The 232-nt window shown below is 53.9% G+C and carries 1 rRNA gene; it reads left to right on the plus strand.

Annotated elements, in window-relative coordinates:
• A 23S ribosomal RNA gene (locus OGY35_RS01930) occupies positions 1 to 232 on the plus strand; the annotation flags it as partial.

The following is a 232-nucleotide window of genomic DNA, read 5'->3' on the forward strand; positions in this document are numbered from 1 at the left end:
GAAGGTGTGCTGTGAGGCATGCTGGAGGTATCAGAAGTGCGAATGCTGACATAAGTAACGATAAAGCGGGTGAAAAGCCCGCTCGCCGGAAGACCAAGGGTTCCTGTCCAACGTTAATCGGGGCAGGGTGAGTCGACCCCTAAGGCGAGGCCGAAAGGCGTAGTCGATGGGAAACAGGTTAATATTCCTGTACTTGGTGTTACTGCGAAGGGGGGACGGAGAAGGCTATGTT

This window comes from Citrobacter sp. Ct235, assembly GCF_030332305.1.
Classification (GTDB): Bacteria; Pseudomonadota; Gammaproteobacteria; order Enterobacterales; family Enterobacteriaceae; genus Citrobacter_A; species Citrobacter_A telavivensis.